Below are 2676 nucleotides of genomic sequence, written 5' to 3' on the forward strand. Positions count from 1 at the left end.
GATTTCCCATATCGAAGCCGCACTTGCATAAACCGCTTCCACCCGATCGATCTCGGCACGCGCCGTATTGGATAAGGCAGCATCATCGGCCAATACCCACAGGAGCACATGAGTGTCGAGGATCAATCTCACTGACCGTCACCTTCAAAATCAGCGACGATCTCATCGGGCAAAGGGGCGTCAAAATCTGCGGCAATTTCGATTTCGCCTTTCATCAGGCCGAAACGGATGGTTTTTCGAGTCTCGGTTCGATAAGGGACAAGTTTAGCGACGGGCTTACCGGCCTTCGCGATAACGATTTCCTCGCCGGCCATAGCCGCATCCACCAGTTTGGAGAAATGGGTTTTCGCTTCGTGAATGTTGACGTGCTGCATTATGTATTTCCGGCAGGTGGACTAACCCTTAATCTAGTTGGAGGCATAGTACCATCGAAAGGTACTCAGAACAGCGCTACGAGTCCGCCACTTCGTCACTCAAAAACTCTCGGCACCCTTCTCCCTCCAACCACTCTCATCTCGTGCGCCTCCCCCGCTGGGCGCTCCGAATAGCTGACGTGCACCGGCTTGTTCGGGCCGTAGTAGTACAGCCGGTCAAAGGGGAGATTCGCCATGATCCAGCGGGCGACTTCTTCCATGTTTTCGTCCCGCACCAAGAAATCAGCCGCCGCGCCGAGCCGGGGGCAGATCGGCCTGCCTTTACGGTTCAATTCATGGGCTGCATGCTGGTCCAGTTCCGGGGCGATTCGGCCAGCGATTCGCTTGGCGAGTTCCGACGAGCAGAAGCCGTAGGTGAGTTCGATCATCCCGAAGTAGTCGATCACCGGGTCCAGAATGTTGACGGCGAGATCGTACAGTGCGGAATAGCTATCGGGTTCCTTGGGGAGGTTAGGTAAGCCGGTCCGGGCGTGGGTCTCGCCGCATTCGATCAGTCGGCGGTAGGTGAAATAGCGCCCGCAAGGGGCGTCCAAATCGGGAATGCTGCGGCTGCGGACGAGGCGGAAGCCGTCGACGGTCCAGTGGGCGGCTTCGAGACGAGTATGGAATTCCATGGGCTTGGGGCCGTAGCCGCTGAAGTCGACTACTCCCAGGTTTTCCAGCTTTTCGTCGAAAGCCAGCTGCTCAGCGTAGTTCGGAAACTCTTCGTTGATGAAGCGGGATTTCCGGTAGAGATAAGGCGGTTCGTACGGCTCGCCGTAATCGAAAATGTCGAGCTCCTGGGTGCGAAGGTTGATCTTTATCCGTTGCAGCATTCGCGGCAGCGGTTTGCCGGAAAAATCGTCGAAGCTCATCAGGGTGAGCTTGCCGGAACGGATATGAATCTTGATGAGATCGGCGCTGCTCACGTCCCCGTAAAGCAGAAGACCGCAGCCGACATAGGCGCGCAGGATGGCGGGCAGTTGCACCACCAGTCGCGTGGGAAGTTGCAGCGATTCGCCCTCCTCCAGCCAGCCGATGCCTTGCTCGGCGGCTTCCCGGCAAGCTTGTTCGATAGCCTCGGGACTGGCGGCGGCAAACAGGAGTTCCCGGCCGGATTCGAGGGCGGTCCGGTAGTCGCCGAAAAAGGCTTTGATATCCTTTTGCAAGCGGGCTTCGAGATGGCGGTAGGGTTTGCGCTTCTCGAATTGCCACAACGCGAAGTAGACGCGAAGGTCGTCGATGCGGGATCGCCGGGCCTGTTCCAGGATGTCTGCAGCGTTTTCCTTGCGGGATTTGACGAAGCGTAACGCCGCTGGCAACGAGCCGAAATGGGAGGCAACGTCCGGGTGTGGAAATTCGCTGCGATCGGGGTCGCGGCCGAGGTTCAGGCAGCTTTCCCACAACGAATCCAGAAGCTTCCGGTGCTGCTCGTATTTGGCTTCCGCCTTGTCGATCCGCGGCCTGGCCGGGCGGGACAGGTGAGAAAGCCGCAAGATGTTCCGCCGGTTCTCCAGCCGTCCGACCATGAAGCGCTGCTCGGCATCCTTGTCCTTGAAGACGTAAAAGATGCCGGGGCCAACCGGCAGGGGCTCTTCGTCCAATACTTCGGCGATGAAGGCGCGGAGTTCGCCTTGGCTGTAGTACTTCTGAAAAGTATTGCGCGAAGTCAGAATGCCGTCGCCGTATGGCGTGCCGCGCACGGCGTCCGGGTTAGCCAGCATGGCCGAGACCACCAGCAGTTCCTCCGCCAGCCGATAGGCGCCTTGCAGGGCTTCGACGCGCTTGTCCATGTCCTCGATGACGTTGATCACGAACCCCAGATTGACGATATGGGCGTTCCGCCGGGTTTCCTCGGGCGCGTAATAGGGGTCCCAGCCGGCGGCTTCGATGCCGTTTTCCCTGAGTCCGCGCACATCGCCCCCCCGTCCGCAGCCGTAGTCGAACACTGTTTTCGAACCGTCCAGAAAGCCGAACCGGGTGAGGGTTTGGATCGGCGCGGAGAATCCGTAGCGGGTGAGCGCGGTGAGATGGCGGGCGATGCCGCCAATCCCCCCTAGCCCCCCTTTTTCAAAGGGGGGAATAGAGGTAAGGAGACCAGGGGAATCCGATTCGTCATTACCGATAGGCACCAGATCATGCCCGGCCAATCTGAACCCGCGCTGTGCCAGCAGGATTTCCCAGGCTTGCTTGAACCCGATGCGACAAGGGTCGTCGAACAGGCCGATTTGCTCGGCGGCTGAGGTCAAAGCCTCGAACATTT

The 2676-nt window shown here is 59.0% G+C and carries 2 protein-coding genes; both read right to left on the bottom strand.

The genetic code is table 11. The features are described 5' to 3' along the window. Positions 1-128: 128 nt before the first annotated feature. On the bottom strand, positions 129-374 hold the full coding sequence (locus tag ABJK70_RS23320) for a type II toxin-antitoxin system Phd/YefM family antitoxin (protein ID WP_347259290.1): 246 nt from the start codon (positions 372-374) through the stop codon (positions 129-131). 95 nt (positions 375-469) lie between these two features. Next, on the bottom strand, positions 470-2676 hold a 2207-nt coding region (locus ABJK70_RS23325; protein ID WP_347259291.1), incomplete at its 5' end, for a DNA phosphorothioation-associated putative methyltransferase.

Source organism: Methylocaldum sp. (assembly GCF_039794385.1).
In the GTDB taxonomy this organism is placed as follows: Bacteria; Pseudomonadota; Gammaproteobacteria; order Methylococcales; family Methylococcaceae; genus Methylocaldum.

Bases quoted from the DNA above. Each gene is read 5' to 3' on its own strand.
- ABJK70_RS23320 (WP_347259290.1), bottom strand. From the start codon at position 374: ATGCAGCACGTCAACATTCACGAAGCGAAAACCCATTTCTCCAAACTG.